Annotated in this window: 19 protein-coding genes and 1 pseudogene; 9 read left to right on the top strand and 11 right to left on the bottom strand. The window is 72.0% G+C overall.

Going from position 1 to position 24,661, the window contains the following annotated elements; translation table 11 throughout:
• Positions 1-127: 127 nt before the first annotated feature.
• Together manB and ABTY56_RS31110 are read right to left on the bottom strand one after the other, a co-directional pair.
• A pseudogene (gene manB, locus ABTY56_RS31115) lies at positions 128-1,201 on the bottom strand (mannose-1-phosphate guanylyltransferase); the annotation flags it as partial.
• A gap of 356 nt (positions 1,202-1,557) precedes the next feature.
• Positions 1,558-3,783 carry a (Fe-S)-binding protein gene (locus ABTY56_RS31110; protein WP_350632691.1) on the bottom strand — a complete coding sequence of 742 codons (2,226 nt, stop codon included), beginning with the start codon at positions 3,781-3,783 and terminating at the stop codon, positions 1,558-1,560.
• 389 nt (positions 3,784-4,172) lie between these two features.
• On the opposite strand from ABTY56_RS31110, the gene dnaK reads away from it, so the two are divergent.
• The 5 genes from dnaK (at position 4,173) to ABTY56_RS31085 (ending at position 9,680) form a co-directional block, all read left to right on the top strand.
• A complete protein-coding gene (gene dnaK, locus ABTY56_RS31105; RefSeq protein ID WP_350632690.1) occupies positions 4,173-6,020 on the top strand; it encodes a molecular chaperone DnaK in 1,848 nt (615 codons plus the stop codon).
• Positions 6,017-6,634: a nucleotide exchange factor GrpE gene (grpE, locus tag ABTY56_RS31100; RefSeq protein WP_350632689.1), complete on the top strand. Its 618-nt coding sequence runs from the start codon at positions 6,017-6,019 to the stop codon at positions 6,632-6,634. Before dnaK ends, grpE begins: the two co-directional genes overlap by 4 nt.
• Before the next feature lie 145 nt (positions 6,635-6,779).
• Positions 6,780-7,946: a molecular chaperone DnaJ gene (dnaJ, locus tag ABTY56_RS31095; RefSeq protein ID WP_350632688.1), complete on the top strand. Its 1,167-nt coding sequence runs from the start codon at positions 6,780-6,782 to the stop codon at positions 7,944-7,946.
• A gap of 7 nt (positions 7,947-7,953) precedes the next feature.
• A complete protein-coding gene (locus ABTY56_RS31090; protein ID WP_350632687.1) occupies positions 7,954-8,493 on the top strand; it encodes a heat shock protein transcriptional repressor HspR in 540 nt (179 codons plus the stop codon).
• Between the two features lie 194 nt (positions 8,494-8,687).
• Positions 8,688-9,680 (top strand): helix-turn-helix domain-containing protein, encoded by a 993-nt coding sequence (locus tag ABTY56_RS31085; protein ID WP_350632686.1) that lies wholly within the window; start codon positions 8,688-8,690, stop codon positions 9,678-9,680.
• A gap of 46 nt (positions 9,681-9,726) precedes the next feature.
• Here ABTY56_RS31085 and ABTY56_RS31080 read toward each other — a convergent pair whose 3' ends face one another.
• Entirely contained in the window at positions 9,727-9,888 is a 162-nt protein-coding gene (locus ABTY56_RS31080) for a hypothetical protein (RefSeq protein WP_350632685.1), read from the bottom strand.
• Between the two features lie 326 nt (positions 9,889-10,214).
• On the opposite strand from ABTY56_RS31080, the gene ABTY56_RS31075 reads away from it, so the two are divergent.
• Positions 10,215-10,832 (top strand): hypothetical protein, encoded by a 618-nt coding sequence (locus tag ABTY56_RS31075; RefSeq protein ID WP_350632684.1) that lies wholly within the window; start codon positions 10,215-10,217, stop codon positions 10,830-10,832.
• A gap of 313 nt (positions 10,833-11,145) precedes the next feature.
• Here ABTY56_RS31075 and ABTY56_RS31070 read toward each other — a convergent pair whose 3' ends face one another.
• The 5 genes from ABTY56_RS31070 to ABTY56_RS31050 form a co-directional block, all read right to left on the bottom strand.
• Positions 11,146-12,111: a helix-turn-helix transcriptional regulator gene (locus ABTY56_RS31070; protein ID WP_350632683.1), complete on the bottom strand. Its 966-nt coding sequence runs from the start codon at positions 12,109-12,111 to the stop codon at positions 11,146-11,148.
• Entirely contained in the window at positions 12,104-13,084 is a 981-nt protein-coding gene (locus tag ABTY56_RS31065) for a helix-turn-helix domain-containing protein (protein ID WP_350632682.1), read from the bottom strand. The genes ABTY56_RS31070 and ABTY56_RS31065 overlap by 8 nt, the downstream gene beginning before the upstream one ends.
• Entirely contained in the window at positions 13,077-14,009 is a 933-nt protein-coding gene (locus ABTY56_RS31060; RefSeq protein ID WP_350632681.1) for a helix-turn-helix domain-containing protein, read from the bottom strand. Before ABTY56_RS31060 ends, ABTY56_RS31065 begins: the two co-directional genes overlap by 8 nt.
• Entirely contained in the window at positions 13,999-14,994 is a 996-nt protein-coding gene (locus ABTY56_RS31055) for a LuxR C-terminal-related transcriptional regulator (RefSeq protein WP_350632680.1), read from the bottom strand. The genes ABTY56_RS31060 and ABTY56_RS31055 overlap by 11 nt, the downstream gene beginning before the upstream one ends.
• 806 nt (positions 14,995-15,800) lie before the next feature.
• Positions 15,801-16,913, bottom strand: a complete 1,113-nt coding sequence (locus tag ABTY56_RS31050; protein WP_350632679.1) for a TDT family transporter — start codon at positions 16,911-16,913, stop codon at positions 15,801-15,803.
• Positions 16,914-16,983: 70 nt separating this feature from the next.
• Here ABTY56_RS31050 and ABTY56_RS31045 point away from each other — a divergent pair, with 70 nt between their 5' ends.
• Together ABTY56_RS31045 and clpB are read left to right on the top strand one after the other, a co-directional pair.
• Entirely contained in the window at positions 16,984-17,928 is a 945-nt protein-coding gene (locus ABTY56_RS31045; RefSeq protein WP_350632678.1) for a LysR family transcriptional regulator, read from the top strand.
• An 83-nt stretch (positions 17,929-18,011) separates the two neighbouring features.
• Positions 18,012-20,618 (top strand): ATP-dependent chaperone ClpB, encoded by a 2,607-nt coding sequence (clpB, locus tag ABTY56_RS31040; RefSeq protein ID WP_350632677.1) that lies wholly within the window; start codon positions 18,012-18,014, stop codon positions 20,616-20,618.
• A 111-nt stretch (positions 20,619-20,729) separates the two neighbouring features.
• Here the strand turns inward: clpB and ABTY56_RS31035 are convergent, their stop codons facing one another.
• Entirely contained in the window at positions 20,730-21,014 is a 285-nt protein-coding gene (locus tag ABTY56_RS31035) for a helix-turn-helix domain-containing protein (RefSeq protein ID WP_350632676.1), read from the bottom strand.
• A gap of 401 nt (positions 21,015-21,415) precedes the next feature.
• Between ABTY56_RS31035 and ABTY56_RS31030 the strand changes: the two genes are divergently transcribed.
• A complete protein-coding gene (locus tag ABTY56_RS31030) occupies positions 21,416-21,973 on the top strand; it encodes a type III secretion system chaperone family protein (protein WP_350632675.1) in 558 nt (185 codons plus the stop codon).
• Between the two features lie 152 nt (positions 21,974-22,125).
• On the opposite strand, the gene ABTY56_RS31025 is transcribed toward ABTY56_RS31030, so the two are convergent.
• Both ABTY56_RS31025 and ABTY56_RS31020 read right to left on the bottom strand, forming a co-directional pair.
• Positions 22,126-23,157, bottom strand: coding sequence for a PLP-dependent aminotransferase family protein (locus ABTY56_RS31025; RefSeq protein ID WP_350632674.1), 1,032 nt, complete (start codon positions 23,155-23,157; stop codon positions 22,126-22,128).
• Positions 23,150-24,535 carry a nucleotidyltransferase family protein gene (locus tag ABTY56_RS31020; RefSeq protein WP_350632673.1) on the bottom strand — a complete coding sequence of 462 codons (1,386 nt, stop codon included), beginning with the start codon at positions 24,533-24,535 and terminating at the stop codon, positions 23,150-23,152. The genes ABTY56_RS31025 and ABTY56_RS31020 overlap by 8 nt, the downstream gene beginning before the upstream one ends.
• Between the last annotated feature and the right edge of the window lie 126 nt (positions 24,536-24,661).

The following is a 24,661-nucleotide window of genomic DNA, read 5'->3' as shown; positions in this document are numbered from 1 at the left end:
GGCCCCGGGGAACGACCGGACAGCCGGAAGGGCGGGGCTCCGCGAGCCGGTGCTACCGCTGCGCGGTGACCGACGGCCCGTGCACCGCCGCCGCGGCGCTGGTGCCGGCCGGGCAGCCGCCCGGGCCGGCCGAGGTGCGGACGGCGCCGACCGGCAGCAGGGTGCCGCAGGCGATCCGGATGCCGGTCGGCAGCTCGTTGTCCGACTCCACGATCGCGCCGTCGCCGATCACCGCGCCGTCCAGCGCCGAGCGGTCGCCGATGGTCGCGTAGGCGCCGACGATCGAGTCCTTGACCAGGGTGTCCGGGCCGATCACCGCGCCGGGCAGGATGACGCTGCCCTCGACGATCGCGCCGGCCTCGACCACCGCGTCCTCGGCGACCACGCTGCCGCCGCTGAGCACCGCGCCCGGGTGGACGGTGGCGCCGGGCAGCAGCAGGGCGTCGCCGGTCGGGCCGGGGACGGCCGGGGAGTCGACCTTGCCGAGCACCAGGTCGGCCGAGCCGCGGACGAACGCGGCCGGGGTGCCGAGGTCCAGCCAGTACGAGGTGTCGACCACGCCGCGCAGCAGGGCGCCGGTGGCCAGCAGCTCGGGGAAGGTCTCGCGCTCGACGGACACCTCGCGACCGGCCGGGATGCGGTCGATCACGGACCGGGTGAAGACGTAGCAGCCGGCGTTGATCTGGTCGGTGACGATCTGCTCCGGGGTCTCCGGCTTCTCCAGGAACTCCAGCACCCGGCCGTTCTCGTCGGTCGGGACGAGGCCGAAGGCGCGCGGGTCCTCGACCCGGGTGAGGTGCAGGGTGACGTCGGCCCCGGCGGCCACGTGGCCGTCGCGCAGGGCGGCGATGTCCAGGCCGGAGAGGATGTCGCCGTTGAAGACCAGGACCGGCTCGTCGGGGCCGCAGGTCAGACCGGAGGCGGCGTTGCGGATGGCCCCGCCGGTGCCCAGCGGTTCGCGCTCGGTCAGGTAGACCAGCTCGATGCCGTACGGCGTGCCGTCCTGGAAGTGGTCCTCGAACACCTCGGCCAGGTACGAGGTGGCCAGCACGACGCGGGTGACGCCGGCGGCGGCCGCACGGGCCAGCTGGTGCGCGATGAACGGGACGCCTGCCACCGGCAGCATGGGCTTGGGGGTGTGGGTGGTCAGCGGACGCAGTCGCGTGCCCTTACCACCGACCAGCATGATCGCCTCGGTCATGGTCTGCGCTGTTCCCCTTGTGGTCTCTGCGGCCCGGCCCGGCGGCCGGTGCCTCCGTCGGTGTTCTGGAGTCGGTGTTCCGGACCCGTCCGGCCGGCGCGGGTCGGCACCCGTCCGGCCTTGCGTCCGGCACGGGTCGACCGGCACGGAGCCGGTCCGGCGCCTACTGTATTTCCTTCCGACCGAATGCCCGTCCGGCGCCTGTGCGACGGAGATCACTCGCCGCCCGCCGCCGGTGCCGCCGCGAGCCGCCGCGGCGGCCCAAAAGCCCGGCCCGGTGGGCGCGTTGGCGGCGTCCACCGGGCCGGGCAGTTGTAGCAGAACTGTCGAACAGCAGGCCGTCGGCCGGCGAACGGCTAGGCGTCCACCGTCGCGGGCCGCTCCTCGGCCTCGGTCGGCGGGATCGCCTTCACCGAGTCGAGCAGCAGCTGGGCCACGTCGACCACCTTCAGGTTCTCCTTGGCCGCGCCCTCGTTCTTCTTGCCGTTGACGGAGTCGGAGAGCATCACCAGGCAGAACGGGCAGGCGGTGGAGACGATGTCGGGGTTGAGCGACAGCGCCTCGTCCACGCGCTCGGTGTTGATCCGCTTGCCGATGCGCTCCTCCATCCACATCCGGGCGCCGCCGGCGCCGCAGCAGAAGCCGCGCTCCTTGTGGCGGTGCATCTCCTGCTGGCGCAGACCCGGGACCTTGTCCATGATCTCGCGCGGCGGGCTGTAGACCTTGTTGTGGCGGCCCAGGTAGCAGGGGTCGTGGTAGGTGATCAGGCCCTCGACCGGGTTGACCGGGACGAGCTTGCCCTCGTCGATCAGGTGCTGCAGCAGCTGCGTGTGGTGGATCACCTCGAAGTGCCCGCCGAGCTGCGGGTACTCGTTGGCGATGGTGTTGAAGCAGTGCGGGCAGGTGGCCACGATCCGCTTGGTCGGGGCGTCCTCCAGCGCGGCGTTCAGCGTCTCGACGTTCTGCGCGCCGAGCATCTGGAACAGGAACTCGTTGCCCAGGCGGCGCGGGGAGTCACCGCTGCAGGTCTCCTCCTTGCCGAGGATGGCGAACTTCACGCCCGCGGTGTGCAGCAGCTCGGCGAAGGCCTTGGTGGTCTTCTTGGCGCGGTCCTCCAGGGCGCCGGCGCAGCCGACCCAGTAGAGGTACTCGACCTCGGCGGGGTCGATGTCCTCGCCGATCACCGGCACCTCGATGCCGGTCTCCTTCTTGAGCTCCTTGACCCAGTCCAGGCGCGCCTTGGTGGCCAGGCCCCACGGGTTGCCCTTGTTCTCCAGGTTCTTGAGCATCGTCCCGGCCTCGGTCGGGAAGTTGCTCTCGATCATCACCTGGTAGCGGCGCATGTCGACGATGTGGTCGATGTGCTCGATGTCCACCGGGCACTGCTCGACGCAGGCGCCGCACGTGGTGCAGGACCACAGGACGTCCGGGTCGATGACGCCGTTCTCCTCGGCGGTGCCGATCAGCGGGCGCTCGGCCTCGGCCAGGGCGGCCGCCGGGACGTCCTTCAGCTGCTCGGAGGTGGCCTGCTCGTTGCCCTCCATGTCCTTGCCGCCGCCGGCCAGCAGGTACGGGGCCTTGCCGTAGGCGTGCTCGCGCAGGCTCATGATCAGCAGCTTCGGCGAGAGCGGCTTGCCGGTGTTCCAGGCCGGGCACTGCGACTGGCAGCGGCCGCACTCGGTGCAGGTGGAGAAGTCGAGGATGCCCTTCCAGGAGAAGTGCTCGACCTGGGAGACGCCGAAGACGGCGTCGTCGGCCGGGTCCTCGAAGTCGATCGGCTGACCGTTGCTGGTCATCGGACGGAGCTCGCCGAGCGCGGTGCCGCCGTCCTCCTCGCGCTTGAAGTAGATGTTGAAGAAGCCGAGGAACCGGTGCCAGGCCACGCCCATCGAGGGGTTGAGGCCGATGGTGGTCGCCCACGCGAACGAGATGCAGATCTTCAGCATCGCGAACAGGTAGATCAGGTTCTCCAGCGTGCCGTGCGACAGCCCGCTGAGCGCGGTGACGAGCGGGTACGAGACCAGGTGCTCGGGACCGTACGAGTCGACGCCGTTGAGGGCGCCCTCCAGCGCGCGCAGCATCAGGATGCACAGGCCGATGCCGAGGATCGTGTACTCGACGTAGAAGGCCTGCCAGGCGATCGAGCCGGCGAAGCGGGACTTGCGGCCGGACCGCGACGGCAGGCTCATCAGCCGGATCACGATCAGGACCAGGATGCCCAGCGTGGTCAGGGTGCCGACCAGCTCGACGAAGAGCTGCCAGATCATCCAGTGGCCGATGATCGGCAGCGCGAAGTCGGCGTCGAAGAGCTGACCGAAGGCGTTGACGATGGTCAGCACCAGGCTGAAGAAGCCGACGGCGACGAACCAGTGGGCGATGCCCACGATCCCCCAGCGGTTCATCCTGGTGTGGCCGACGAACTCGGTCGCGACGGTCTTCACCCGCTGGGCGGGCTGCCCGAAGCGGGTGGAGTCCGGCGCACCGGTACGCACCACCTTGTAGATGTACAGCGCCGCACGGGCGGCGAGCGCGGTGCCGATCACGAATGTGACCAGCGAGATGACGATCGCTGCTAGCTGCATCGGCTCTCCGTCTCCTGCGGCTTTGCGGTTGAGCAGTCTCTGCGGTTCTAAGGTTGTCGACTTCGAGTGTACTGGTCGGTAACTTGCCGGGCCGACGGCCCGGACATTACCGGTCGCCGACCCTTCTCCAGAAGATTCCCAAGCTATGGCGACAGTCACGCGAGCGCGGCCGCGCCACGACGGGGCCCCACCCGCCGCCCGCGCGGACCGTCCGCACCCCGCCGGGATCGCCCGGCGCCCCACCGGGCCCGACCGGCACTCCGGCAGCCCCGCCCGCGCCATCCCGCTCAGCAAAGTTGAGCGCCACTCGCTCATGGCTGTTGACGCTGCCCGTCGGGTCATGCATCCTTGAGCCTGTAAAGCTCAACTCTTCCGTGGAGGTATCTACGATGGCACGCGCGGTCGGCATCGACCTCGGTACGACGAACTCGGTCGTCAGCGTTCTGGAGGGTGGCGAGCCCACCGTCATCACGAACGCCGAGGGCGCTCGGACCACGCCGTCCGTCGTCGCCTTCGCCAAGAACGGCGAGGTCCTGGTCGGCGAGGTGGCCAAGCGCCAGGCGGTCACCAACGTCGACCGCACCATCCGCTCGGTCAAGCGCCACATGGGCACCGGGTGGAAGATCAACATCGACGGCAAGGACTTCAACCCGCAGCAGATCTCGGCCTTCGTGCTGCAGAAGCTGAAGCGCGACGCCGAGGCGTACCTGGGCGAGACCGTCACCGACGCCGTCATCACCGTCCCGGCGTACTTCAACGACTCGGAGCGCCAGGCCACCAAGGAGGCCGGTGAGATCGCGGGCCTCAACGTCCTGCGCATCGTCAACGAGCCGACCGCGGCCGCCCTCGCGTACGGCCTCGACAAGGACGACCAGACCATCCTGGTCTTCGACCTCGGCGGCGGCACCTTCGACGTCTCCCTGCTGGAGATCGGCGACGGGGTCGTCGAGGTGAAGGCCACCAACGGTGACAACCACCTCGGTGGTGACGACTGGGACCAGCGCGTCGTCGACCACCTGGTCAAGGTCTTCCAGTCCGGCCACGGCGTCGACCTGTCCAAGGACAAGATGGCCCTGCAGCGTCTGCGCGAGGCCGCCGAGAAGGCCAAGATCGAGCTGTCCTCGTCCTCCGAGACCTCGATCAACCTGCCGTACATCACGGCCTCCGCCGAGGGCCCGCTGCACCTGGACGAGAAGCTCACCCGGGCCCAGTTCCAGCAGCTGACCACGGACCTGCTGGAGCGCTGCAAGGTCCCGTTCCACAACGTCATCAAGGACGCCGGCATCTCGCTCTCCGAGATCGACCACGTCGTCCTGGTCGGCGGCTCGACCCGCATGCCGGCCGTCGCCGAGCTCGTCAAGGAGCTGACCGGCGGCCAGGACGCCAACAAGGGCGTCAACCCGGACGAGGTCGTCGCCATCGGCGCCGCGCTCCAGGCCGGTGTCCTCAAGGGTGAGGTCAAGGACGTCCTGCTGCTGGACGTCACCCCGCTGTCCCTCGGCATCGAGACCAAGGGCGGCATCATGACCAAGCTGATCGAGCGCAACACCACGATCCCGACCAAGCGCTCCGAGATCTTCACCACGGCCGAGGACAACCAGCCGTCCGTACAGATCCAGGTCTACCAGGGCGAGCGCGAGATCGCCGCGTACAACAAGAAGCTCGGCATGTTCGAGCTGACCGGCCTGCCGCCGGCGCCGCGCGGCCTGCCGCAGATCGAGGTCACCTTCGACATCGACGCCAACGGCATCATGCACGTCGGCGCGAAGGACCTCGGCACCGGCAAGGAGCAGAAGATGACCGTCACCGGCGGCTCCTCGCTGCCGAAGGACGAGGTCGACCGCATGCGCCGCGAGGCCGAGCAGTACGCGGAGGACGACCACAAGCGCCGCGAGGCCGTCGAGACCCGCAACTCCGCCGAGCAGCTCGTCTACTCGACCGAGAAGTTCATCGCGGACAACTCCGACAAGCTCCCGGCCGACGTCAAGACCGAGGTCGAGACCGCCATCGGCGAGCTCAAGGAGGCCCTGAAGGGCGAGGACATCGCGACGATCCGCGAGGCCTCGGAGAAGGTCTCCACCACCGCGCAGAAGCTCGGCCAGGCGCTGTACGCCAACGCCGACGCCACCGCCGGTGCCGCGGGTGCCGGCGACTCCGCCCAGGCCAAGGCCGAGGACGACGTCGTCGACGCCGAGATCGTGGACGACGAGAAGCCCAAGGGCGGTGCGTCGGCATGACGGACAAGCCGCAGGGCGGCAAGCCCGGCGACGACTCCGCCGCCGAGGAGGCCGTGATCAAGGCCGCCGAGGAGGCCGCGGCGGCCGGTGCCGCCGAGGGCGCCTCGGAGGAGCTCGCCACCGCCAAGCGCGAACTGACCGAGCGCACCGGCGACCTGCAGCGTCTCCAGGCCGAGTACCAGAACTACCGCAAGCGGGTCGAGCGCGACCGGCTGACCGTCCGCGAGATCGCGGTCTCCAACATCCTGGAGTCCCTGATCCCGGTCCTGGACGACATCGGCCGCGCCCGCGAGCACGGCGAGGTCACGGGCGGCTTCAAGTCCGTCGCCGAGTCGCTGGAGACGGTCGTCGCCAAGCTGGGCCTGCAGCAGTTCGGCAAGGAGGGCGAGCCCTTCGACCCGACCATGCACGAGGCGCTGATGCACAGCTACTCCTCGGATGTCACCGAGGACACCTGCGTCCAGATCCTCCAGCCCGGCTACCGCATCGGCGAGCGGATCATCCGCCCGGCGATGGTCGCCGTCGCGGAGCCCCAGCCGGGCACCCAGACGGCCGCAGACACCGACGCGAAGTCGGGCGACGCGGACAAGTCCGACGGTGGCTCGGACAGCTGACAACCTGTGACAGCTGACAACCAGTGCGCTGCGGAGTCGTACGCCGGCCAGTATGGCGGCCGACTCCGCAGCGCGCTGTCAACGGCGTTGCGTTCTGCTGCTGTTGACAGCACAGTGACGATGGACTCGGGAGGTGGCTCAAGCCGTGAGCGGTAAGGACTACGTGGAGAAGGACTACTACAAGGTCCTCGGCGTGCCCAAGGACGCCACCGCCACCGAGATCAAGAAGACCTACCGCAAGCTCGCGCGCGAGTTCCACCCCGACGCCAACAAGGGTGACAGCAAAGCCGAGGAGCGGTTCAAGGACATCTCCGAGGCGTACGACGTCCTCTCCGACGAGAAGCGCCGCAAGGAGTACGACGAGGCCCGCAGCCTCTTCGCCAACGGCGGCTTCCGCGCCGGCGGCGGCCCCGGCGGCACCGGCAGCTACAGCTTCGACTTCGGCGACCTCTTCAGCGGCAGCCAGGGCGGCACCCCCGGCGGCGGCGGGCTCGGCGACGTCTTCGGCGGCCTGTTCAACCGCGGCGGCGGCACCCGCCAGGCCCAGCCGCGGCGCGGCGCCGACGTCGAGACCGAGGTGACCCTCTCCTTCGAGGAGGCGGTCGACGGCGCGACCGTCCCGCTGCGGATGACCAGCCAGGCCCCCTGCCGCACCTGCAACGGCACCGGCGCCAAGTCCGGGACCACCCCGCGGGTCTGTCCCACCTGCGTCGGCGCGGGCACCGTCAGCCGCGGCCAGGGCGCCTTCGCGCTCTCCGAGCCCTGCAAGGACTGCCGCGGCCGGGGCATGATCGTCGACGACCCGTGCACCGACTGCCACGGCAGCGGCCGGGCCAGCTCGGCCCGCACCATGCAGGTCCGCATCCCGGCCGGCGTCCACGCCGACCAGCGCATCCGCCTCAAGGGCAAGGGCGCCCAGGGCGAACGCGGCGGCCAGCCCGGCGACCTCTACGTCACCGTGCACGTCGACCCGCACCCGGTCTTCGGCCGCAAGGGCGACAACCTCACCGTCAGCGTCCCGGTCACCTTCCCCGAGGCGGCCCTCGGCGCCACCATCGAAGTACCCACCCTCGGCGGGCCCTCCGTGAAGCTCAAGCTGCCCCCGGGCAGCGCCAACGGCCTCACCATGCGTGCCCGCGGCAAGGGCGCCACCCGCAAGGACGGCACCCGCGGCGACCTCCTCGTCACCGTCGAGGTCGTGGTACCCCAGCACGTCAGCGGCGACGCGCTGGACGCCCTGGAGCAGTACCGCGAGGCCACCGCCTCCGACGATCCGCGAGCAGCCCTCTTCCGGGCGGCGAAGGGAGCGTGACGACCAGATGTCCCCGATGAATCCGATCAACCCGATCAACCCCGACGGCTCGATCGGCCCCGGCGTCGGCGAAGGCCTGCCCGGCGACGGCACCCGCCGCACCCGCCGGGCACCCTCGGCCCCGCCGCCGTACGTCCTCACCGAGGACACCCCGGTGTACGTCATCTCCGTGGCCGCCGAACTGTCCGGCCTGCACCCGCAGACCCTGCGCCAGTACGACCGGCTCGGCCTGGTCTGCCCCGACCGCACCGCCGGCCGCGGCCGCCGCTACTCCGCGCGCGACATCCAGCAGCTGCGCGATGTCCAGCGGCTCTCCCAGGACGAAGGCATCAACCTGGCGGGCATCAAGCGGATCATCGAGCTGGAGAACCAGGTCACCGCCCTGCAGTCCCGCGTCGCGGAACTGGTCGACTCCCTGGAAGGCGCCGCCACCGCCCTCCAGCAGCGCGAGGCCGCCGTCCACGCCTCCTACCGCCGCGACCTCGTCCCTTACCAGCCGCCCACCCCCCAGTCCAGCGCCCTCGTCGTCTGGCGCCCCAAGCGCTGACCGACGACCCTGCACGGACCCCGCCGCCGGCCCCCTCCTGTTCGGGGGGTGCCGGCGGCTCGGCCTTGGTGAGAGAGTGACACTCTGGCAAGCTGACCGAACCCGCCGCACGGTCAGCGCGTCACGGGACTCGCAGCCTAAACTTCAGGGCCGAGAGATCCTGAGCAGCCTCGGATAATGGCAAGGAGCCGAAGATGAGTGGACGGGCTCAACTCGGTCCCACAGTGAGTGGGACTCCCGCTCTGTCACCCGAGGCCCGATCCCTTTACCTGGAGATCGTCCAGGACGGCGGGCGGGTTTCCCCGGAATCCAGGTGCCATCAACTCGCCGTTCTGACCGAGCTCCTGGAGATCGGTCTGCTGATGCCCGACGCGGACGACCGCAGCGAGTTGGTCGCTGTCGATCCCGCGCAACTCTCCGCCCGGCTCAGCAACGCCTGGCAGCGCCAGGCCCTCGACCTCCTGTCACGAGCGGTTTCGCTACCGGTCGAACTTCAAGAGCTTTCCCAGGAATTCCACTCGCCGGAAAAGAGCAGTGGCGCCATCGAGTACGTCCAGGGAAAGGTTCTGATAAACCAGCGGCTCGATCAGATCTTCACCGCCGGAACCGAGGAGACACTCGCCCTCCAGCCTGGTGGACCGCGTCCGCCGGAGTTGCTCGCGGCCATGATCGAGCGTGACCTGGACGGGCTCAATCGCGGCACGTCGATGCGCACGATCTACCACGCCAGCACGCGGTACCACCAACCCACCAGGGACTACGTCGCCAAACTCGCCAAGGCCGGGGGGCAGTTCCGCACCCTTGACGAGCCGTACACCCGCCTCATCGTGATCGACCGACGCGTGGCCGTCATCCCCGTAGCCGATGACATGACGCTGGCGGCATTCATTTTCGAACCGGTCATCGCCAATTACCTGGTGGAAGAGGTATTCGAACCAAGCTGGAACAGAGCACTGGAATTCGACGGCAACCGCGCAGTGCCGCAACAGGTCGTGTCACGGCTCCGCCAGACGATCATCGACCTGCTGCTCGCCGGGATCAATCACCGGGTCATCGCGCGCCGCCTGGGGATCAGCGAACGGACCCTGGCCAGACACATCGCCGAGATGCGCGAGGACTACAACGTCGAGTCCCTGTTCCAACTCGGGTACGCGCTGGCCCGCGCGTCTGAGCAACCCCCGCACTGAGCGCGGGATCCGACCCTCTCCGTCCGCGCAACAGCCCTCAGCGCGGTCACGCCCAGCCGATGTCCAGGTCCGAGCTCACCGACGCCGTCGTGGCCGTCCCGGGCCGATCCGCCGCATCCACAGAGGCGCAGTAGGCGCCGAGCAACACCGTCACGCCAACAAAAGACATCAATACGGTGTTGCGGACAAATCGGCGCAGACGAGACATGCACCTACCCCTTCCTCGTGCGCACTGCGGCAATCGATAAGAGAAGCACTATCGTGCACATGCTGCCTCAAGTCGTACAGGCATGCCAAGCTCGCCTCCGCGTCATCTCCCTGCCAGGCATCCACATGACACCGGTGAACCCTGGACGCGAAGGCTGTTAGCGATGGACGATCAGTTCGCTCTCGATAGTCCGACAGAGCTTCCAATCCTGGCAATGTTCATTCAAATACGCCACCACCCCCATCCGCCGTAAGCCCTTCGGCCTGATCACCGCGCACCCTCTCGGTACCCGGACCAGACCGGAAGGCCTCTTCCCCGGAGTCGACATGACCGAGCCCTACCTGCGTCACCACGACAGCCAGGCCCCTGAGGGTCGGCGTGCACGTGTGTTCCTGGCCGCGCCGCTGATGCGGCTCACCGGCCCCGCCGACAGCGTGGTGACGCTCGCCAGCCGGACGCGGCTGACGACGCTTCGCACCACCCTGCTCCGCAGTGGTGCCGCTGTGTACAGCGCGCACCACAGTGACGCCTGGACCATCTCCGGCCGCGCTCCGGAGCCCCGCGTTCCGTCCGACTTCCGCGCCCTGCAGTCCGCGGACCTGGTGTTCGCCTACGTGGGAGCGCCGCTCTCGGCCGGCGTCAGCCTGGAGCTGGGATGGGCGTCGGCGCTGCGGAAGCCGATCGTCCTCCTCGTCGACGAGGCCATCACCCACAACCCGCTGATCGCCACCATCGAGCAGGTCGCCCCCGTACTGCCGCTGGTCTTCGACGACACCTGGTCGCAGGAGGCCCTCAACCACACGGTGGAGACCGCCCTCGACTGGGCCGGCATGGCGCTCTCCCTGCGCGAGGGCTTCTGGACCGCGCCCGGCGAGCAGTTCAACGTTCCCCGGCAGCAGCCCTCGCTCCCCGGCTACTGGCCGACCGGCGCCGCCACCGGCTGAGCAGCGCTCACGCAGCCGGGCGATGTGACGTTCGACCGTCCGCTCGTTCAGGCCCACCAGCACCCTCGCAGGATCCGCCACCACGGCGGCGACCCCGTTGTCAGGAGTCGCCGGGATCAGCGCGACGGTGTGACCGAAGATCAGGGCCCGGACCGGTGGATCGACCGAAGTGAACATCCGGACCGGACGCAGCGGCAGATCTGCGCCGGCGCCCCGCCGGTCGGCTCGGTTCCGGCGGGGCGCCGAGTCGTCGGCCCGGTGCGGTTCGTCCGGCTGGCGCGGAACCCGAGCGGCGGCATCCGGCAGATCGAGCTCAGGCATCACGGGCGCCCCTCATCCGCCAGCCCAGCTGGAACAGCGTCTCCGCGTCGTACTGCTCCCGCAGCCGGGCGATGTGGCCGGCGACCGTCCGCTCGCTGAGGCCCAGACGGCTGGCGATCGCCCGCTGGGTCAGGCCCCTGGAGAGCAGGCGCCCCACCTGCTCATGGACGGTGGGCTCGACCGGGCCGGCAGCAAGCGCGATCCAGTCCACGACCTGGGCCTGCTGCCAGTGCTGGTCGAAGACCCCGACGACGTACGCGACCATCGCGGGATCCTCCACCACCGCGGCGACCTTGTTGTCGGAGGTCGCCGGGATCAACGCGACGGTGCGGTCGAAGACCAGCGTCCGACTGAAGGGGACGTCGAGGATGCGGATCCGCGAGCCCGCCTTCGCCGCCTCCGCCGCGAACTCGACCTGGTCCCGGTCGAGCCGGGCCTGCGGCTGGTAGATCGTACGGACCGACCCGCCGCGCTCGATGTAGCGGCAGGTCTGCGCCAGGCTGTCCTCCCGCTGGGCCGGTGGGTGGAACCTGCCCGGCTGGGCCGTCAGAGCTTCGTGCGGATACTCCTTCATGAACTGGGAGAGCAGGTGCCGGATCTCCTCCTTGCCCGCCACCTGCCGGACGCCACCGACCGGTTCCGTCCGACGCGGTGCCGCGTCGTAGGCCTGGGTGAGGTCCTCCAGGAGGTCCGGGATGAGAGCCGCCCGGGCGAGCAGGCGGGTGCCCTCCTGCCGCAGGTCGGCGCCCAGCCGGTCGCCCACTGCACGGGGGTTGATCGCGCTGTAGGCACCATCAGCGATGTGCAGGACCAGTAGCCCCAGGGCGGAGAGTTGCTTGACAGCCGGCTCGTCCTCGGGACGGACTTCGGCAAGACGAAGACGGCCGCCCTCCTTGAGGATCTCCCGGTAGAGCTCCCGCGCGGCGGCGTCGGGTAGGGCGAGTACGGCGTCAGGCATTACGGGCTCCCCTCATCTGCCAGCCGAGCTGGAACAGCGTCTCCGCGTCGTACGACTCGCGCAGGCGGGCGATGTGGCCGGCGACGGTCCGCTCGCTGAGGCCGAGGCGGGTGGCGATCGCGCGCTGGGTGAGGCCCTGGGCGAGCAGGCGGGCGGTGTGGTGGTGGGTGGGCGGCTCGGTGGAACCGGACTCCAGGGCCGACCAGTTGACTCCTTCGGCTCGTTGCCAGAGCTGCTCGAAGGTGTCGACGACGAAGGCCACCGTCGCCGGGTCGTCCACCACGGCGGCACTGCTGTGGTCGGCTGCCGCCGGAATGACGGCGACGGTGCGGTCGAAGACCAGGAAGCGGGTGAACGGGCGGTCCAGGACCCGGATCGCGCAGCCGGCGCGGGTGGCCGCCGCCGCGTAGCCGATCGACGGGGCGTCCGTGCGGGCAGCGCGTTCGAAGAGGCAGCGCATCGCACCGCCGCGTTCGAGGTAGCGGCGGGTGCGGAGGAGGGAGTCGGCGAGGATCTCGGCCTCGCGGGTCTCGCCGGGTTGGGCGGTCAGGCTCTCGCGCGGGTAGGCGCGGGTCAGCTGCTCCAGTTCGTGGCGGATCTCGGCCTTGCCCGTGATGACCCTGGTGCCGCTCCGGCCCGCGCCGCGCTGGGGCGTGGTGTCGTACGCGTGCGTGAGGTCGCGCATCAGCTCGGGGATCCGGTCGGCCTCGGCCATCAGCCGCGCGCCCGTCCGCCGCAGGTCGGTGCCGATCTGTTCGGCGGCCGACCTCGGGTCGACGGCGCTGTACGAACCGTCGACCAACTGCGGCACCAGCAGGCCGAGTTCCACCAGTTGCCGGAGCGCAGCCCCGTCGGCCGGGCCGATGTCCGCGGCGCGGACGCGGCCGCCCTCGCGGAGGACGGCGAGGTAGAGCTCGCGGGCGGCCGGGTTCGGGAGGGCGGCGGTGAGGTGGGCGGAGGGGGTGTCAGTCATGGTGCTCTCCGCGCAGGCGCCAGCCGAGGTGGAAGAGGGTGTCGGCGCCGTGGCGGTCGCGGAGGCGGGAGAGGTGGGCGGCGACGGTGCGTTCGCTGAGGCCGAGGCGGGTGGCGACGGCGCGCTGGGTGAGGCCGCGGGCGAGCAGGCGGCCGATGCGGACGGTGGTGGGGTGCGGGGGGTCGAGGTGGCGGTCGGCGGGGGTGGCGCGGGCCCAGTCGCGTTCGAAGTGGGCGACCAGGTGGGCCACGACGGCGGGGTCGGTGAGGAAGGTGGCGCGGCTGCGGTCGTCGGCGGCGGGGATGACGGCCGTCTTCCGGTCGAAGACGAGCAGCCGGTCGTACGGTTCGGCGAGGAGCCGGACCCGGGCTCCCTGGCGGGTGCGCAGGGCGATCTGGCGCCGGACGGTGTGGTCGGCGAGGGTGTCCGGCTGGTAGACGGTGCGCATCGAGCAGCCGCGGCGGAGCAGGGAGAGGTCCTGGGCGAGGGCCATCCGCAGGCCGTCGATCGGGCGGGGGCCGGGCTGGGCGGCCAGGACTTCCTCCTGGCATTCCGAGATGAGTTCGGAGATGCGTTGGCGGATGTCGACGTTGCCGTCGATGTGGACGGCGTCGCCGCGCGGTCCGTCGGGTCGGCGGACGGCGTCGTAGGCGAGGGTGAGCGGGGCGAGGGCGTGCGGGAGCTGTTCGGCGTGCTGGAGCAGCCGGGTGGCGCGGGTGCGCAGTTCGGTGCCGATGCGGTCGCCGAGGGCTCGCGGGTTGGCGGTGGTCCAGCCGGCGGCGGTGGCGGTGAGGAGGCCGCGGGCGACGAGGGCGGCGAAGGTGGGGCGGTCTGCGGGGGCGAGGTGCTCGGGGCGCAGCCGGCCGCCGGCGCGGACGGCTTCGAGGTAGAGGGCCCGCTCGGCCGGGCCGGGTTCATCGGTCATCGCGGGCGCCTCTCATCAGCCAGCCGAGCTGGAAGAGGGTCTGGGCGCCGTAGCGGTCGCGGAGGCGGGAGATGTGGGCGGCGACGGTGCGTTCGCTGAGGCCGAGGCGGGTGGCGACGGCGCGCTGGGTGAGGCCGCGGGCGAGCAGGCGGCCGACCCGGTCGGGGATGGTGCGGGCGGGGCCCTGGCCGAGGGCGGCGGCGGCTTCGGTGGTGTCGGCGCGCGCCCAGTCGCGTTCGAAGGTGCCGACCAGGAAGGTGATGGTGGCCGGGTCGCTGATGAAGGCGGCGGTGCTGTTGTCGTCGCTGGCGGAGATCACGGCGACGGTCCGGTCGAAGACGATGAGCCGTTGGAAGGGTTCGTCGAGGACGCGGATGAGGGAGCCGTGCCGGGTGACCTCCTCGGCGTAGGCGAGGGCGGGCCGCTCGGCGAGGGCGACCGGCTGGTAGATGGTGCGCAGCGCGCAGCCGCGCTGGAGGAGCTGGACGTCCTGGCGGAGGGCGACCTGGAGGGTGTCGGCGGGGCGGTGGCCGGGTTGGGCGGTGAGGACCTCGAAGCGGCAGTCGGAGACCAGTTGGGAGATCCGCTGCCGGATGTGGACGTGCCCTTCGACGTGGACGGCTCCGCCGGCCCGGCCGGAGGGGCGGGGCATGGCGTCGTAGGCGCGGGTGAGGCCGTCCAGGGCGCCGGGGAGGTTCTCGGCGCGGACCAGGAGCCGGGTGGCCTCGCTGCGGAGTTCGGCGCCGAGCCGGTCGCTGACCGAGCGGGGGCTGACGGCGGTGTAGCAGCGGTCCATCGGGTTGACCATCAGCAGGCCGATGTCGATGAGCTGTTGGAGGGCGGCCCGGTCGGTGTCCGCGACCCCGGCGCAGGGGATGCGGCCGCCTTCGGCGATGATCGCCAGGTACAGTCGGCGGGCGGCTTCGTCGGGTTCCTCGATCGCGGGCGCCGCCTGGTGCGGCGCGGCCGCCTGTTCAGCCGTCACGTCGCACTCTCCCTGCCGGACGCGTCTCCCTGGTGTTGCCCGCGCCACCCCCGCCGGCTCGCCGCGTGAGCCGCGGGTACCGGTCGTCGGCCGGTTGCCGGGTGTCGGGCGCGCTCACGGTACCGGGTGCCGGTACGGCGTGATCATGCGGTCCGGCGGTCACGGTACCCGTCAGGACGGCGGACCCCCGGGCCCGGGTGCCGTCGCACACCGGGATGTCCGGGGGCCGCCGTCCGCACGCCAATGCCACGGCGCTTCCGTCGAGGCGGAGCAGCAACGCCTCGACGGCTCCGGTTCCGGGGGCCATCACCACACATGGTCCCCGGCCGGCGCTCTTCCCCCCCGTTCCACTGGCGCGGGAATGGTGCGCCTGCGGTCAGTTCCGAAGAGCAAGTCGCCACCATCGGGCTGCGGTTGCCCGGGCGACTTGGCGTGTCTCCACCCAAACAGCGTGACGGCCGGTGAACAAGTGCCGCCCGAGTGCATGTTCGCGCAATTGCAGCTATCTGCACCGCGGGGTGGGCGCGGGGCGGCGGGCGGCGGGGCGGATTCCGGTAAAGGCCGAGGCCAGCGGGGGGTACGGGCGGCGCCCGGCGGTACCGCCGGTCGGCTGTGTACGGTCAGATCGCGGGTGCGCGTTCCTGCAGCGGCCTCATGGTCCTGAGCTGCATGTCTACGCGCGGTGACCATCCGGGCTCGCCGGACACCCCCGCCGGACCAGCTCGCGGACCAGCTCGCGGACCACCTCGCGGACCCACCTCGCCGCACCGCCCGACCGCGCCGCCTCGCCGGACTGCCCGGCCGCCTCAGCGCGCCAGCAGTCGCCCGCGCGCCAGCCCGGCCGCGGTACCGCCCGCCGCCAGCACCCAGGCGACCGCCAGCAGCAGGTACAGCCCTGCGGCCAGCGCGGTGAAGCCCCCGAAGCCGGTGTGCCGGGCGAGCGCGGAGGCGCCGGTGACGCAGGTGCCGATCGGGAAGGTGTACGCCCACCAGGTCATCGCGAAGGGCATCCCGGCCCGGCGGGCGCGCAGGTTGGCGGCGAGCGCGACGGCCAGCCAGAGCAGGGCGACCCCGATCACCGCGACGCCGTACAGCTCGGCGAGGTCGAGCATGACGGGCGCCAGCGCGGGCAGCACCGGGCGGGCGGCGTCGGCGAGCTGGTGGACGGCGGTGACGGACTGGCCGAGCGGGCCGAGCACCAGGAAGAGGGAGGGGGTGAGTGCCAGGGTGGGCAGCTTGCTGTGCAGCAGGCCGGTGAACACCACCGGCAGCAGCACCAGGGTGGCCAGCAGCCCGATCCCGAACAGCGCGCAGCAGCCGTACAGCATGGCCTGCTGCGGCGCCCCGGCCGGCAGGTGCGGGACCAGCACCGGTCCGCAGGCGGAGGCGACCAGCGGGGCGACCACCGGCAGCAGCCAGGTCGGGTTGGCCTCCAGGGCGGAGAGCCGGTGCCGGGTGATCATCAGGTACGGGATGCCGCCGGCGACGGCCAGCGCGAACAGGGTGCCGAGGCCCCACAGCACGGCGTCCACGGCGACCGCCGGGCCGGTGCCGATGACGCGGGAGCCGAGCAGCACCGTCCCGAGGCCGACCGCGAGCAAGGCCATCGGCGGACAGCCGTAGAAGACGGCGGTGGCCGGGTTGTCCAGCAGCTGGGCGCGGGCGGCCCCGCGGTGCCGGGTGAGGTGGACCAGCCGGGCCGAGCCCAGCACCAGCAGGGCGGCCAGGCCGAGCGCCCACATCACCTCGCCGAAGCCGATCAGCCCGGGCAGTCGCACCGGCAGGACGGCGGCGCCGTTGCCGAGGATCGCGGTGCCCATCACGGCGGCGTACCAGTTGGGGCCGAGCTGGGCGAGGTCGTACCGGGAACGGCGGACGGCGGGGCGGGTGAGGAGGCGGGGTTCGGCCAAGGTGGACATGCTCCCACCATCGGTCCGAAGGCCGACCGCCGGTAGCGCCGAGGATCCTATGGGGGCATAGCCTGGACCTATGGCACTCTCCCCGCGCGTCCCCGAACTCGGCGCCCTGGAACTGCTGCTCGCGGTGGCCCGGCTGGGCAGCGTCGGACGGGCGGCGGCCGAGCTGGGCGTCAGCCAGCCGACCGCCAGCGCCCGGATCAAGGGCATGGAGCGGCAGATCGGCGTCCCGCTGCTGGAGCGCTCGCCCAGGGGCAGCAAGCCGACCGAGGCCGGCCGGCTGGTGGTCGAGTGGGCCCGGCAGGTGGTGGAGGCCGCGCAGGCGCTGGAGGCCGGGATCGACGCGCTGCGCGAGCGGCGGGACGCCAAGCTGCGGGTGGTGGCCAGCCTGACCGTCGCCGAGTACCTGATGCCGGGCTGGCTGATGGGGCTCGCCGACGCCAGTCCGGGCACCGCCGTGACGCTGCGGACGGCGAACTCGGCGGAGGTCGCCGGGCACGTCCTGGCCGGGGACGCCGACCTCGGCTTCGTCGAGGGCCCGGCCACCCCGCCCGGGCTGGCCGGCGCGGTGGTGGCGGCCGACCGGCTGGTGGTCGTGGTGGCGCCCGGCCACCCGTGGGCGCGCCGCCGCACCCCGCTGACCGGGCCCGAGCTGGCCGCCACCCCGCTGGTGCTGCGCGAGCCCGGCTCGGGCACCCGGGAGGTGCTGGAGACGGCCCTTCGGCCGTTCGGGGGCGCCGCGCAGCCCCGGCTCGAACTGGCCTCGTCCACCGCGCTGAAGTCGGCGGCGATGACCGGGGCGGGGCCGGTCTGCCTGAGCGAGCTGGCGGTGGTGGAGGAGCTGGCGACCCGGCGGCTGGTCGAGGTGCCGCTGGCGGAGGGGCTGGACCTGCGGCGACCGCTGCGCGCGGTGTGGCCGGCCGGGCAGCGGCCGGGCGGCCCGGCCCGGGAGCTGTTGGTGCTGACCCGCAGGAGCGCCCCCAAGCGTTCGGCCGGAAGTCGCCCGGGGACGGTTTGACAGAAGGTTGAGCGGAATAGACTCAACTTAGTGCATGCTGTAAGCATCAGCAGTGCAGGACGACGAGGGAGGACCCCCCAGCAGTGGACGCCAGCAAGTTCACCACCAAGACGCAGGACGCCCTGTCCGCCGCGATCCGGCAGGCGGGCGCGGCCGGCAACCCGGACGTCAAGCCGGTGCACATCCTGATCGCCCTGCTGGAGCAGCCCGAGGGCATCGCCCGGCCCCTGCTGGAGGCGGTCGGGGCCGACGTCGCCCGGGTCGGCGCCGAGGCGCGCCGACAGTCGGCCGCGCTGCCCAGCGCGATGGGCTCGACGGTCGCCGCCCCCCAGCTCGCCCGGGACACCCTGGCGGTGCTCACCGAGGCCGGCAAGCGTGCGGACGACCTGGACGACCAGTACGTCTCGACCGAGCACCTGATGGTCGGCCTGGCCGCCGAGGGCGGCTCGGTCGCCGAGCTGCTGGTGCAGCAGGGCGCGACGCCGAAGGCGCTGCTCGCCGCGTTCAAGGACGTCCGCGGCAGCGGCAAGGTCACCTCGCCGGACCCGGAGGGCACCTACAAGGCCCTGGAGAAGTACGGCACCGACCTCACGCAGGCCGCCCGGGACGGCAAGCTCGACCCGGTGATCGGCCGCGACCACGAGATCCGCCGGGTGGTCCAGGTGCTCTCCCGCCGGACGAAGAACAACCCGGTGCTGATCGGCGAGCCGGGCGTCGGCAAGACCGCCGTGGTCGAGGGCCTGGCGCAGCGCATCGTGGCCGGCGACGTGCCCGAGTCGCTGCGCGGCAAGCGGCTGGTCGCGCTGGACCTCGGCGCGATGGTCGCGGGCGCCAAGTACCGCGGCGAGTTCGAGGAGCGGCTGAAGGCCGTCCTGAACGACATCAAGGCCTCCGACGGCCGGGTCGTCACCTTCATCGACGAGCTGCACACCATGGTCGGCGCGGGCGCCGGCGGCGACTCCGCGATGGACGCGGGCAACATGCTCAAGCCGATGCTGGCCCGCGGCGAGCTGCGGATGGTCGGCGCCACCACGCTGGACGAGTACCGCGAGCGGATCGAGAAGGACCCGGCCCTGGAGCGCCGTTTCCAGCAGGTGCTGGTCGGCGAGCCCAGCGTGGAGGACTCGATCGCCATCCTGCGCGGCCTCAAGGGCCGGTACGAGGCGCACCACAAGGTGCAGATCTCGGACGCCGCCCTGGTCGCCGCGGCCACCCTGTCCAACCGCTACATCACCTCCCGCTTCCTGCCCGACAAGGCGATCGACCTGGTCGACGAGGCGGCCTCCCGGCTGCGGATGGAGATCGACTCCTCCCCGGTCGAGATCGACGAACTCCAGCGCGCCGTCGACCGGTTGCGGATGGAGGAGCTGGCCCTGGAGAAGGAGTCGGACCCGGCCTCGGTCGACCGGCTGGCCCGGCTGCGGCGCGATCTCGCCGACAAGAACGAGCAGTTGAGCGTGCTCACGGCACGCTGGGAGCAGGAGAAGAAGAGCCTCAACCGGGTCGGCGAGCTCAAGGAGCGGCTGGACGACCTGCACGGCGCGCTCGAACGCGCCCAGCGCGACGGGGACTTCGAGCGGGCCTCCAAGCTGATGTACGCCGAGATCCCGGCCGCCGAGAAGGAGCTCACCGACGCCCAGGAGCGCGCGGCGGACGAGGACGCCTCCGCCTCGATGGTCAAGGAGGAGGTCGGCCCGGACGACGTGGCCGACGTGGTCGCCTCCTGGACGGGCATCCCGGCCGGCCGCCTGCTGGAGGGCGAGAGCGCCAAACTCCTGCGCATGGAGGAGGAGTTGGGCAAGCGCCTGATCGGCCAGGCGGAGGCCGTGCGGGCCGTCTCGGACGCGGTGCGGCGCACCCGCTCCGGCATCGCCGACCCGGACCGCCCGACCGGCTCCTTCCTCTTCCTCGGCCCGACCGGCGTCGGAAAGACCGAACTCGCCAAGGCCCTGGCCGACTTCCTCTTCGACGACGAGCGGGCGATGGTCCGGATCGACATGAGCGAGTACGGCGAGAAGCACTCGGTCTCCCGCCTGGTCGGCGCCCCGCCCGGGTACGTCGGCTACGAGGAGGGCGGCCAGCTCACCGAGGCGGTCCGCCGCCGCCCGTACAGCGTCGTCCTGCTGGACGAGGTGGAGAAGGCGCACCCCGAGGTCTTCGACGTCCTGCTCCAGGTGCTGGACGACGGGCGGCTCACCGACGGCCAGGGCCGCACGGTGGACTTCCGCAACGCCATCCTGATCCTCACCTCCAACCTGGGCAGCCAGTACCTGGTCGACCCGGCCACCCCGGAGGCGGAGAAGCGGGAGCTGGTGCTGGGCGCCGTGCGGGCCGCGTTCAAGCCGGAGTTCCTCAACCGGCTGGACGACATCGTGGTCTTCGACCCGCTGGGCACCGGCGAGCTGAGCCGGATCGTCGACCTTCAGATCGCCCGCCTCGGCGAGCGGCTCAACGAGCGGAGGCTCACCCTGGAGGTCTCCGAGGCCGCCCGCGACTGGCTGGCGCTCACCGGCTACGACCCGGCGTACGGCGCCCGCCCGCTGCGCCGGCTGGTGCAGTCCGCGATCGGCGACCAGCTGGCCCGGGCGATCCTGTCCGGCGCGGTGCACGACGGGGACACCGTCCTGGTCGAGCAGGACGAGGAGGGCGACCGCCTCACCGTCCGCGGCCGGGGGCCGCTGGAGAAGTAGCGCCGCGCGCGGGCCGCTCCCGTCCACCGGGACGGGGGCGGCCCGCGCCGCCGTGTCCGGCCGACCGCGCCGCGCCGCGCACGTACGGTCGGCCGCGCCGACCGGCCGCCGTCAGTCGGCCGCGCCCCGCCGCTGCCGCCGCCTCGACCGGTCCCGCCAGCTGCGTGCCAGCCGGTGCAGCTCGGCCCCCTGGGCCTCCGGCAGGTTCCAGGTCTGGGTCAGCAGCCGCAGGGTCGAGACCCGGGGGCAGGACACGCCCCGCTCCAGGTCCCGGATCGACCGCACGCTCAACCCCGTAGCGTCACCCAGTTGCTCCTGCGTCATCCCACGGTCCAGCCGGATGGTCCGCAGCAGCCCCCCGAGCGATGCGCCCTCCCCCGTCACCGTTCCGTCCATGCTTGCTCCCCCCTCGACTCGGAACAGCTCAACTTGCCCGTGTGGAACGGGCTTTGTGTGAAGCAAGTTCCATCGCACGCTAACCGCATCCGGCCCGCCCGGCAGGCGAACCCGCGCGCCGGGCGCGTGACGTGGCTCACTCAAGCGCCGTCGCACGGCCGACCCCACCACCCGGACACCCTCCGTGACCGCTGCCCCGTCGCGAGCCCTCCGAGCACCCCGCCGCGAGCCCCGCCGAGCACGCCTCCGAGCACGCCGCCGAGCACCCCGAACGGCGCCCTGGCGAAGATCGACGCGCCCCGGCTGCCCCTGTGAGCGGAGCCCCGAATGAGGCAGGATGGGAGGTGGAAAGGGCGGCCTCTCATTGCCGGCCACCACGTGCACTGAGGAAGAGGACCCCCATGAGCATCGACCCGTCGTCCATCCCGTCCTTCGGCGTGCCCCAGGGCGGCCAGCCCGGCGGCCAGGGCGGACAGCCGGCCGGCCCCCCGCCGATCATCGTCCCGGACCAGAGCCTCGTCGCCCAGCTGCTCGACCAGATGCAGCTCAAGCACGTCGTGGACGAGGAGGGCGACCTCACCGCCCCCTGGGAGGGCTTCCGCGTCTACTACATGTTCCGCGGCGACCAGAAGGAGCTCTTCGCGGTCCGCGCCTTCTACGACCGCGCCTACCCGCTGGAGAAGAAGGGCGAGGTCCTCGACCTGATCGACGAGTGGAACCGCGAGACCCTCTGGCCCAAGGTCTACACCCACACCCACGAGGACGGCGTGGTCCGCCTGATCGGCGAGGCCCAGATGATCGTCGGCCACGGCGTCAACCTGGACTACTTCGTGACCACCACCGCCAACTGGACCCAGGCCGCGGTCGGCTTCGAGCAGTGGATCGTCGAGCGCCTGGGCCTGCAGAACGAGATCGAGGGCGAGGACGGCGAGGCCCCCGAGGGCACCGACGAGGCCTGATCCCGCCCCGGCACCGTCCGGTACGGCCCGCCCCCGCGCTCGCGCCGGTAGCGGGCCGTTCCCGTTCCCGGCCCCGTTCCTGCTCGCGGCCCGTTCCCGTTCCCGGCCCCGTTCCTGCTCCCGGCCCGGACCCACTGGCCCGGCCGGCCCGATCAGCGGGCCCCGTCGCTCCACACCTCGAGCCGGGGCAGCGCCCCCTCCTCGGCGAGGCGGGTGACGATGTCCGCCGCGGCCGCCGCTTCGGACTCGGAGACGCCCGAGAAGGCCAGCCGCACGACGGTTCCACCCAGGCCGAAGGCCGATCCGGGCGACACCCTCAGGCCGTGCCGCTCGAAGACCGCGACGGCGGCGCGCTCGCCGACACCGGGGACGGCCACGCTGAGCGAGGTGCCGGCCAGGCCGTGGTCGGACCAGTCCAGGGTCTCGCGCACCCGGGCGAGGAAGGCCCGCCGGGCGGCGAGGGTCGGCTCGACGCACTGCGCGTGCAGCGAGCGCAGCGTCGCCGCGCCGAGGAAGGACGCCCAGCTGCGCTGCCAGATCGTGGCCGGACCCGCCGCCCGGAGTGCGGCCGGGTGGTCGACGCCTTCGGGCCCGGTGACCCATCCGAGCCGACTCCCGCCACCGCAGAGCTTGCTGAGCGAGTCCACCGACCACGACCCGCCGTCGGCATGGGCGCCGGACGGCACGCCGTGGTCCGGGCCTGCGAACCAGCGGTAGACGCGGTTGACCACGACACGGTGGCCGGCCGCGGTCAGCTCGCGGACGAGGGCGAACTCCGAAGCCGACAGCGAGCGGCCGTCGGGGTTCCGTCCCGGGGTCGTGAGCCAGAGCGTCAGCGGCACGGCGCTCGCCCGGGCGGTGGCGAACATGTCCGCCCACGGCATCTGCCGAACCGGGTTCCGATCGCCCAGGAGCTCGGGGATCGGCAGGAAGCCCGGCCGCTCGACGAGACAGCCCCCGGCGGTGTCCCACACCGCGGCGAGGGCGCGTACGCCCGCGGTGACGGTGACCCGGTCCGGCGGCGCCTCGAAGAGTTCAGCGAGACGCTCCAGCAGGAGGAGGTCCCCACCCGGCCGGGGCGGGCCCCAGGCTCCCCTGGAGTGCAACGCGGTCTGCTGCGCCCGTCCGAACCCGGTCAGCAGCCGGTCGGACCACGGACGCTGGGGGCCGGTGAGGTCAAGCACCGTTCAGTTGCAGGGCCTCGGCGCGGGCGGCGGCGGCCAGGGCGCGCGGGATCCGGTAGTTCACCGTGGCCACGTAGACCTCGCCGTCGACCGTCAGGAGGGTACCGGCCCGCGTGTCCGCCCGCGCGATGCCCCGGTCGGCGACCAGCGTGCCGCGCCCGGTGATCGGTGCCGCCGTGGCGGTGGCCCCGTCGAAGCCCGGGAGGCTCGTGGCGAGCTCCGCCGGCACCAGCCGGACGCAGGTCGAGGTGTCGAAGCGGTCCAGCCCCTCCCGGCGCTCACCCGGCCCGCTCAGCTCCAGGCGCAGCCTCTTGCTGTAGTAGTCGTAGGCACCGGTCGCGGTCCGGATGGCGGCCGCCGCCCCCCGGGGCCGGGTGGCCCGGAACGCGTGCACGGTGGTGGCCCAGTAGCGCCGCCGCCAGTCCGGTCGGGTGAGCGGCGGTGCCGGCTCCAGGCGGCGCGTGAGGGGCAGCCGGTCGAGCAGCTCGGCCTGCCGGGGGGTGAGCCGCGAGCTGATCCGGAGCTTGTCGACCACGAAGCCGAGGAACGGCAGCAGTCCGGCGTCCTCGACCAGGTTCCGGAACCGGCCCCAGTCGAAGTCGCCGCGGTCGAGCGCCGCCAGGAGGTCGTTGGTGTCCTTCATGGTGACGAAGTGATCGCCGGCGGCGTTGTTGACGCCGCTGGCGAGGTTCTCCTCCGGCGGCATGACGGCCAGGCCCGGTTCCTTCGAGAGGCCGTGGGCCCGGTCCAGACCGAGCCGCGCGCAGTGCCGGACGGAGTAGTCGCCGAAGTGCACGTCGACGTTCAGTACGTCGGAGGCGCCCTCGGGGGCCAGCAGGTTGATCTGGCCGTAGACGAGGCGGGCCTCGTGGTCGTACTTCAACCAGGGCAGCTCGTCCGGGTTCACCCGGTAGCCGTGCTGCGTCCGCAGCGCGGCGGCCAGGCGGCCGGCCTCCGCCCGGGTGCGGACGTACAGGTCGAGGTCGCCGAAGTCGCGCTGCGACGGATCGGCGTACCCGCGACGGGCCGCGAGACCCTTGAACGCGAGGACGGGGAGGTCGAGTCGGCGGGCGAGCGCATCCACCCGGTCCAGGTTCTCGTCCAGCACCCGGTGCATGTCCCGGATCCGTGCGGCGCGCGGTTCGAGCAGGTCCAGGCAGCGCGCCACGGTCGCGTGCGCGCGAACCGGGGTGAGCCTGGCGACGACGATGCTGCGGCACCGCTGCCGGCCGAGGATGTCCGCCGCTTCGTCGGCCCCGAGCGAGTGCAGGGCGTGTACCGACTGCTCGACGGTGTACCGCGGCTGGGTACTGCACAGGCTCAGCAGCCGGGGCAGCAGGTCGTCCGTCCGCCGGCGTGGGAACAAGCGGGTGCTCAAGGAGGCGCTCCGGGGCAGCTGTGGGGTGTGGAGGTCGGCCTGCTCCGCCGGGCGGCGACCGGTGCCACGCTGGTCCGACTGCTGCTGGTACCGGCCGTGATGCACCTGCTCGGCCGCGGCAACTGG

The sequence above is a fragment of the Kitasatospora sp. NPDC097691 genome, assembly GCF_040302665.1.
Lineage (GTDB): Bacteria > Actinomycetota > Actinomycetes > Streptomycetales > Streptomycetaceae > Kitasatospora.
The sequence above is the reverse complement of the archived record's forward strand: the minus strand, read 5'-3'. Positions and strand labels throughout refer to the sequence as shown.

Coding starts and splice junctions, on each gene's coding strand:
- ABTY56_RS31050 (WP_350632679.1), bottom strand. CDS start 16,913: ATGTCCACCTTGGCCGAACCCCGCCTCCTCACCCGCCCCGCCGTCCGC.
- ABTY56_RS31110 (WP_350632691.1), bottom strand. CDS start 3,783: ATGCAGCTAGCAGCGATCGTCATCTCGCTGGTCACATTCGTGATCGGC.
- ABTY56_RS31080 (WP_350632685.1), bottom strand. CDS start 9,888: ATGTCTCGTCTGCGCCGATTTGTCCGCAACACCGTATTGATGTCTTTT.
- ABTY56_RS31065 (WP_350632682.1), bottom strand. CDS start 13,084: ATGACTGACACCCCCTCCGCCCACCTCACCGCCGCCCTCCCGAACCCG.
- ABTY56_RS31060 (WP_350632681.1), bottom strand. CDS start 14,009: ATGACCGATGAACCCGGCCCGGCCGAGCGGGCCCTCTACCTCGAAGCC.
- ABTY56_RS31035 (WP_350632676.1), bottom strand. CDS start 21,014: ATGGACGGAACGGTGACGGGGGAGGGCGCATCGCTCGGGGGGCTGCTG.
- ABTY56_RS31045 (WP_350632678.1), top strand. CDS start 16,984: ATGGCACTCTCCCCGCGCGTCCCCGAACTCGGCGCCCTGGAACTGCTG.
- ABTY56_RS31075 (WP_350632684.1), top strand. CDS start 10,215: ATGACCGAGCCCTACCTGCGTCACCACGACAGCCAGGCCCCTGAGGGT.
- dnaK (WP_350632690.1), top strand. CDS start 4,173: ATGGCACGCGCGGTCGGCATCGACCTCGGTACGACGAACTCGGTCGTC.
- grpE (WP_350632689.1), top strand. CDS start 6,017: ATGACGGACAAGCCGCAGGGCGGCAAGCCCGGCGACGACTCCGCCGCC.
- ABTY56_RS31070 (WP_350632683.1), bottom strand. CDS start 12,111: ATGCCTGACGCCGTACTCGCCCTACCCGACGCCGCCGCGCGGGAGCTC.
- ABTY56_RS31090 (WP_350632687.1), top strand. CDS start 7,954: ATGTCCCCGATGAATCCGATCAACCCGATCAACCCCGACGGCTCGATC.
- ABTY56_RS31085 (WP_350632686.1), top strand. CDS start 8,688: ATGAGTGGACGGGCTCAACTCGGTCCCACAGTGAGTGGGACTCCCGCT.
- ABTY56_RS31030 (WP_350632675.1), top strand. CDS start 21,416: ATGAGCATCGACCCGTCGTCCATCCCGTCCTTCGGCGTGCCCCAGGGC.